This window comes from Actinosynnema sp. NPDC059797 (genome assembly GCF_042732085.1).
Lineage (GTDB): Bacteria > Actinomycetota > Actinomycetes > Mycobacteriales > Pseudonocardiaceae > Actinosynnema.
Genome location: NZ_JBHWIE010000326.1, coordinates 1 through 7,217, shown reverse-complemented (window position 1 = coordinate 7,217; position 7,217 = coordinate 1). Strand labels below are relative to the sequence as shown.

Below are 7,217 nucleotides of genomic sequence, written 5' to 3'. Positions count from 1 at the left end.
CGCCGACCTGCGGACCTCCCTGCTCTCGACCGGGGACCGGGTGCTGGTGGAGGCCAGCCCGGTGGACCGGATCTGGGGCATCGGGCTGGCCGCCGACGACGAGCGGGCGCTGGACCCGGCCTCCTGGCGCGGCCTGAACCTGCTCGGCGAGGCCCTCACGCGGGTGCGGGAGCTGCTGCGGGCGTGAGCGGCGCTCACACCGTGAGCACGATCTTGCCGCGGGTGCGGCCGGACTCGATCAGCTCGTGCGCCTTGGCGGCCTCGGCCAGCGGCAGCACCGAGTCCAGCTCGACGCGCAGCAGGCCGCGGTCGACCAGGTCGGCCAGGCCGAGCAGGCCGAGGCGGTCGGGCTCGACCAGCACGGCGGCGGCGCGCACCCGGTCGCCCGCGGCCCGCGCCAGGTCCTGCTCGGTGTTGCCGAGGATGGTCACCACGACCCCGCCGTCGCGGACGGTCGGCACGGAGCGGACGCCGGTGTCGCCGCCGACGGTGTCGAACGCGACGTCCACGTCCCGGACCACGTTGGCGAAGTCGACCGCGGTGTAGTCGACGACCTCGTCGGCGCCCAGCTCCCGGACGAAGTCGTGCTTGGCGGCGCTCGCGGTGGCGATCACGTGCGCGCCGCGCGCCTTGGCGATCTGCACCGCGACGTGCCCGACCCCGCCCGCGGCGGCGTGCACGAGCACCCGCTGACCCTCCCGCACGTCGGCCGTCTCGACCAGGCTCTGCCACGCGGTGAGGCCCACCAGCGGCAGCGCGGCGGCGTGCGGGTGGTCCAGCGCGGCGGGCTTGGCGACGAACTGGCGGGAGGGCGCGACGACGTACTCGGCGTAGGCGCCGGCCTGGCGGGGGAACAGCGGCATGCCGAACACCTCGTCGCCCGGCCGGTGGGTGGTGACGCCCACGCCGACCTCCTCGACCACGCCGGAGACGTCCCAGCCGAGCACGAACGGCGGTTCGCCGAACAGGGCGGCGCCGGCGCGCCACTTGGCGTCGGCCGGGTTGACGCCCGCGGCGCGGACCGCGACCAGCACCTCGGTGGGCCCGGCCTGCGGCTTGGGCACGTCGACCTCCGTCAGCACCTCCGGTCCGCCGAAGCTGCTCTGGCTGATGGCACGCATCGAAGTCATGGAGTCGATCATGGCCGACGCCCCGGGCCGGTACCAGCGGCCCGCGGGCCAACTCCCGGAAGGATCAGGCCACGAACCGGTAGTGGGTGGTGAGCCGGCCCCCGTCGTCGAGCACGTGGAAGGCGACGGCCGCGGGCTGGTCGAGGTCGACCACGTCCGAGCCCTCCCAGGGCAGTCTGATCGTGCTCACCACACCGGGCGCGACCAGCAGCGGCCGGCCGGCGAACGTCGACGCGGCGGCGGTGTGGGCGTGCCCGCACAGCGCGAACACCGCGCCGCCGACCTCGGCCACCCGGTTGATCGGCTCGTCGCTCGCGGGCTCGTCGAGCAGCCCGGTCCGGAACGGGCCGCGCACGTCGTGGTTGCCCGGCAGCACCAGCACCGGGTGCGGCAGGTCGAGCACGGCGCGGGCCGGCGCGTACTCCTCGGGCAGGCCGTGGTCGGCGATGTCGCCGGAGACCAGCACGGCGTCCAGGCGACCGGGCAGCCCGGCCAGGTAGGCGCGGACGCGTTCCGCACGCCCGCCCGCGCGGTCACTGCCGTCCAGGTGCAGATCGCTCACGTGGGCCACCACCATCACGCGCCCACCGTAGGCGGTGCGCCGCACCGATCAAGTCCCCACCCGCCCGCTTCCGATCTACGCTAACGCCGGCGGAGGGTGACGCCGATCACCTCGGGAAGGGGGCGGTCGTGCCGGTCGAAGCTCGACCCCACCGCGGCGCGGTGCGCCGGGTCACCGGCCTGGCCCGCAGCACGCCGGGCCGGTTGACCCTGCTCGCCCTCCTGCTGACCGTGGTCGGCCTGCTGGTCGGCGCCCTGACCGCGACGTCCGTCCAGCGCCGCTCCGCCGCCCTGGAGGCCCTGGCCGACCGCAGCGAGCCGCTGGCGTTCGCCGCCCACGAGGTCTACCGGGCGATGGCCGACGCGGACGCCACCGCGGCCGGCGCGTTCCTGTCCGGCGGCGTGGAGTCCGCGACCCTGCGGCAGCGGTACGAGCAGGACGTGGCCGAGGCGGCGGCCGCGCTGTCCGCGGCGACCGCCGGGGGCAGCCGCTCCCCGGAGCTGACCGCCGCGCTGTCCACGCTGTCCGGGCGGCTGCCGGTCTACACCGGCCTGGTCGAGACCGCCCGCACCCACAACCGGCAGGGCAACCCGGTGGGCGCGGCCTACCTGCGGCAGGCGTCGAACCTGATGCGCTCGGAGCTGCTGCCCACCGCGCAGGAGCTGTACCGGGTGGAGGCCGGGAACGTGGTGCGCGACCTGGGCGGCGCCGGGTCGCTGCCCTGGCCCGAGCTGCTGCTGGGCGCCGCGGCGCTGGTCGTGCTGGTGCTCGTCCAGCGCTGGCTGACCCGCCGCACCAACCGGGTGCTCAACCCCGGTCTGGTGGTGGCCACCGCGCTGACCGCGGTCTCGCTGCTGTGGGTGCTCGCGGCCAGCCTGCTGGTCGTCCACCACGTGACGGCGGGCAAGGACGAGGCCGCGCTGGTGGACGTGCTGGCGCGGGCGCGGACCACCACCCTGACCGCGCGCGGCGACGAGACGCTGACGCTGGTGGCGCGCGGCAGCGGCGCGGACTACGAGAACAGCTTCGCCCGGCGGGACGAGCAGCTGACCGACCTGTTGGCGTGGGCGGGCCGGCGGAGCGACGCGCCGTCGGTGTCGTCGGCGCTGGAGCACCACGCGCGGTGGCAGGAGGTGCACCGGCAGGTGCGCGAGGCCGACGACCAGGGCGACTACACCACGGCCGTGACCCTCGCGCTCGGGCGCGACGCGGGCGGCGGCGCCAGCGCGTTCGACGCCCTCGACGACGCCCTGGTGGACGCCATCGGGGCGGCGCGGTCGCGGCTGACCGACACGATGGGCCGGGCGCGCGGCGCGCTGGGCGGCGCGGTGCCCGCGGTGGTGGTGCTCTCCCTGCTCGCGGCGGCGGCCTCCACGTTCGGGCTGTGGCAGCGGCTGAAGGAGTACCGATGAGGTGGCCCGCGGTGGTCGTGCTCGCGTCGCTGCTGGTGGCGTGCGCGCCCGTGCCCAGCGCCGCGCCGCCGATCGGGGGTTCCCCGCCGGTGGCGCCGCGACCGGCGGACGCCTCCGAGCTGACCGGGCGGCCCGGCACCGCGACCGCGCCGCCCGCGTCGTGCGACCCGACCGCCAGCCTGCGCCCCACGGGTCCGCTGCCGCCGCCCGACCGGCTGCCCGCCGGGTCCACCATGGAGCGCATCCGGCAGCGCGGCAGGCTGATCGCGGGCGTGGACCAGAACAGCTACCTGATGGGGTTCCGCGACCCGCTCTCCGGCGAGCTGGAGGGCTTCGACGTGGACCTGGCCCGCGAGGTCGCGCGGGCGATCTTCGGCGACCCCGGCGCGATCCAGTTCAAGGTGCTGACCTCCGACCAGCGCATCCCGGCGTTGCGGGAGCGCGGGGTGGACGTCGTGGTGCGCACCATGAGCGCCACCTGCGAGCGCTGGGAGCAGGTCAACTTCTCCACGGTGTACTACCAGGCCGGGCAGCGCGTGCTGGTGCCGGTGAACTCGGAGGCGACCGGCATCGAGTCGCTGGGCGGCAAGCGGGTGTGCGCGACCAAGGGGTCCAGCTCGCTGGCCAACGTGGCCGCGGCGGCGTCCGGGCCGATCCCGGTGTCGGTGCCGAACTGGACCGACTGCCTGGTGATGCTCCAGCAGGGCCAGGTCGACGCGATCTCCACCGACGACACGATCCTGGCCGGGTTCGCCGCGCAGGACCCCTACACGAAGGTGGTGGGGCCGCAGTTCACCGCGGAGCCGTACGGGATGGCCTTCCCCAAGGCCGACGAGGACTTCGTGCGGTTCGCCAACGCGCTGCTGGAGCGGCTGCGCGCGGACGGCACGTGGGCGTCGATCCACCGGCGCTGGCTCGGCGAGCCGCCGGCCCCGCCCGTCGCGGTGTACCGGGACTGACGTGGGCGGCGTCGGCGCGGGTGGCGGTGGGGCGGGTGGCGGTGGGGCGGGTGGCGGTGGGGCGCCGGGTCGTCCGGCGCGGGGCGGCGCCGTGCCCGACGGGGTGGCCGGGGCACTCGCGCGGCCGCCGAGGCGTTTTCCCGGTGTGGCGGAATCCGCCGCGGGCGCGGTGGCGGCGCGGCGGTACCGGCGGGCGGTGCCGGCGAGGACGGAGGCCCGATGAGGACGTGTCCGAGGCCCGGCTGCGGCGGGGCGATCGACGGCGACGGCTCCTGCGACCTGTGCGGGTTGGAGGCCCCGGTCCTGGCCAGGACCGCGCCGGACCCGGGAGTCGAAAGGCGTGCGCGGCCGGGTGGCGCCGGGTCGAAAGCCGGGACCGGGGCGGGTGCCGCGAGCCAGGTCGGGGCAGGTGGAGCAGGTGGAGGGCGCGGGGCGGCCGGCGGTGGGCCGGACACCGGCTCGGGGCCCGCGACCCGTCCCGGCTCCGGTCCTGCGACCGGCCCCCACACGGGTCCCGGCACCGGTCCGGGCACCGCACCGTGGTCGGCGCCGACGGCGGGCCGGGCGCGGCGGGCGTCGGCCTCGACCCGCTCGTCGGGGCGCGGCCGGTTGGGCGCGGGGCTGGTGGAGGTGCCGCGGGTGCCCTACCGGGACCCGAAGACCGCCGTGCTGTCCGACCCGGAGGTGCCCGAGGCCAAGCGGTTCTGCTCCTGTTGCGGCAAGGAGGTCGGGCGCGGCCGGGAGGGGCGGCCGGGCCGGGTGGAGGGGTTCTGCGCCCACTGCGGGCACCGCTACTCCTTCACCCCGAAGCTGGAGCCCGGCGAGGTGCTGCACGGCCAGTACGAGGTGCTGGGCTGCCTGGCGCACGGCGGCCTCGGCTGGGTCTACCTGGCCGCGGACCACGCGGTCAGCGACCGGTGGGTGGTGCTCAAGGGCCTGCTGGACTCCGGCGACGCCGACGCGATGGCCGCGGCCATGGCCGAGCGGCGGTTCCTGGCCGAGGTGGAGCACCCGAACATCGTCAAGATCCACAACTTCGTGCGGCACGCCGACCGGCGGACCGGCGACCTGGTCGACTACATCGTCATGGAGTACGTCGGCGGCACCTCCGTCAAGGACATGATCAACGAACTGCGCGCCCGCGGCGACGGGCACGAGTCGCTGCCGCCCGAGCAGGCCATCGCCTACGCGCTGGAGGTGCTGCCCGCGCTGGGCTACCTGCACGGCGTCGGCCTGCTGTACTGCGACTTCAAACCGGACAACGTGATCCAGACCGAGGAGCAGCTGAAGCTGATCGACCTGGGCGCGGTGCGGCGCGCGGACGACCACCACTCCCCCATCTACGGCACCGTCGGCTACCAGGCGCCCGAGATCGGCTCGGTGGGGCCCTCGGTGGCCTCCGACCTCTACACGGTGGGCCGGGCGCTGGCGGTGATGACCTTCCAGTTCGACTTCCGCCGCACCTACCGGGACTCGCTGCCCTCGCCGGACGACCAGCCGCTGCTGCGCCGGCACGATTCGCTGCGCCGGTTCCTGGCCCGCGCCACGCACCGGGACCCCGACCGGCGCTTCGCCACCGCCGAGGAGATGGCCGAGCAGCTGACCGGCGTGCTGCGGGAGGTGCTGGCGCAGCAGGACGACGTGCCGCGGCCGGGGTTGTCGCGGCAGTTCACGCCGGAGCGGCGGGCGTTCGGCACCGAGGTCACCGGGACGGGTGAGGAGCCGGACCCGCGGGCGGTGGCGCCGGGGCTGCCGGTGCCGCAGGTGGACCCGGCCGACCCGGCGGCGGGGTTCCTGGCGACGGCGTCCGGCGGCGGCCCGGACCAGACGGTGACGGCGCTGCGCGCGGCGCCGGTGCGCACGGTCGAGGTGCGGTTGCAGGTCGTGCGGGCGCTGGTGGAGGCCGGTCGGGTGGCCGAGGCGGCGGCGGAGCTGGACGAGCTGACCTCGGCGCCGGGGCCGTCGCTGTTCGACCCTGACGACCCCGAGGCGCCCGAGCCCGACGACTGGCGGCCCGGCTGGTACCGCGGGGTGATCGCGCTGGTGGGCGGCAGGCCCGGCGCGGCGCGGGCGGAGTTCGAGCAGGTGTGCGACGTGCTGCCGGGCGAGGCCGCGCCGAAGCTGGCGGCGGCGGTGTGCGCGGAGCTGGCGGGCGAACCGGACGCGGCGGGCGAGGGCTACCGGGTGGTGTGGCGCACGGACCACTCGTACGTGTCGGCGGCGTTCGGGTTGGCGCGGGTGCTGGCGGGGCGCGGCGACCGGGAGGCCGCGGTGGCGGTGCTGCACTCGGTGCCGGACACCTCGATCCACCACGTGGCCGCGCAGGTGGCGGCGGTGCGGGTGCAGGCGGCGGGCGCGTTGCCGGACGTGGTGGCGGCGGGTGCGCGGCTGGACGGCGTGGACCTGGACGTGGCCCGGCGGGCGGCGCTGACCGCGGAGCTGCTGGAGGTGGCGCTGGGCCTGCTGCCGGGCGGCGGGTCGGAGCCGGGTGGGAGGCTGCTGGGGTGCGAGCTGGACGAGGTGGGCCTGCGGCTGGGCCTGGAGCGCTGCTACCGGCAGCTGGCCCGGTTGGCGGACACCGCCGAGGAGCGGATCGCCCTGGTGGACCTGGCGAACGCGGTGCGGCCCAGGACGTTGGTGTGAGGGTGGCGGCCGGGAGCGCGCCGCCCGGGACGATGATCGGGGTGCCGCCCCCGGTGGCGGCGCCCGGAACGGTGGATCGCAGGATGGCGCGATGACGATGGACTCCCCGAGGGACTCGTGCCCGGAGTGCGCGGCTCCGGTCACGCCGCAGGACCGCTTCTGCGAGGCGTGCGGGCGCAACCTGCGCGTGCAGCGGACGCCCGTGGGCGGGTCCGGGGCCGCGCCGGCGCGGTGCGCGTGCGGCGGCGCGGAGTTCGACGCGGACGGGTGCTGCGCGCGGTGCGGCCGGGCGCGCGGCGCGGCGCGGGACCGGGTGGAGTTCGCGCTGCCCGGCGTGGCCGGGGTGAGCGACCGGGGCAGGCGGCGGCAGCGCAACGAGGACTCGATGGCGTTCGGCCGGGTCCGGGGTCGCGGGGTCGCGGTGGTGGTCTGCGACGGGGTGGCGTCGTCGGAGCGGGCCGAGCAGGCCTCGCAGGTCGCCGTGGACACGGCGGTGGACGTGCTGCTGACC

At 76.6% G+C, this 7,217-nt stretch carries 7 protein-coding genes; 5 read left to right on the top strand and 2 right to left on the bottom strand.

Annotated elements, in window-relative coordinates:
* The coding region (locus ACFV4N_RS35985; RefSeq protein ID WP_499677134.1) for an NADAR domain-containing protein at nt 1-187 on the top strand (187 nt) is incomplete at its 5' end.
* Nucleotides 188-194: 7 nt separating this feature from the next.
* Here ACFV4N_RS35985 and ACFV4N_RS35980 read toward each other — a convergent pair.
* On the bottom strand, nt 195-1,121 hold the full coding sequence (locus ACFV4N_RS35980; RefSeq protein WP_499677136.1) for an NADP-dependent oxidoreductase: 927 nt from the start codon (nt 1,119-1,121) through the stop codon (nt 195-197).
* Between the two features lie 73 nt (nt 1,122-1,194).
* On the bottom strand, nt 1,195-1,692 hold the full coding sequence (locus ACFV4N_RS35975) for a metallophosphoesterase (protein ID WP_499677133.1): 498 nt from the start codon (nt 1,690-1,692) through the stop codon (nt 1,195-1,197).
* Nucleotides 1,693-1,820: 128 nt separating this feature from the next.
* Between ACFV4N_RS35975 and ACFV4N_RS35970 the strand changes: the two genes are divergently transcribed.
* The 4 genes from ACFV4N_RS35970 to ACFV4N_RS35955 all read left to right on the top strand — a co-directional run.
* A complete protein-coding gene (locus tag ACFV4N_RS35970; RefSeq protein WP_499677132.1) occupies nt 1,821-3,104 on the top strand; it encodes a GlnX family signal transduction membrane protein in 1,284 nt (427 codons plus the stop codon).
* Nucleotides 3,101-4,063, top strand: a complete 963-nt coding sequence (locus ACFV4N_RS35965) for a glutamate ABC transporter substrate-binding protein (RefSeq protein WP_499677131.1) — start codon at nt 3,101-3,103, stop codon at nt 4,061-4,063. The genes ACFV4N_RS35970 and ACFV4N_RS35965 overlap by 4 nt, the downstream gene beginning before the upstream one ends.
* A gap of 219 nt (nt 4,064-4,282) precedes the next feature.
* Nucleotides 4,283-6,706 carry a serine/threonine-protein kinase gene (locus tag ACFV4N_RS35960; RefSeq protein ID WP_499677130.1) on the top strand — a complete coding sequence of 808 codons (2,424 nt, stop codon included), beginning with the start codon at nt 4,283-4,285 and terminating at the stop codon, nt 6,704-6,706.
* A 91-nt stretch (nt 6,707-6,797) separates the two neighbouring features.
* Nucleotides 6,798-7,217: zinc ribbon domain-containing protein (locus tag ACFV4N_RS35955; protein ID WP_499677129.1), on the top strand; the 420-nt coding region annotated here is incomplete at its 3' end.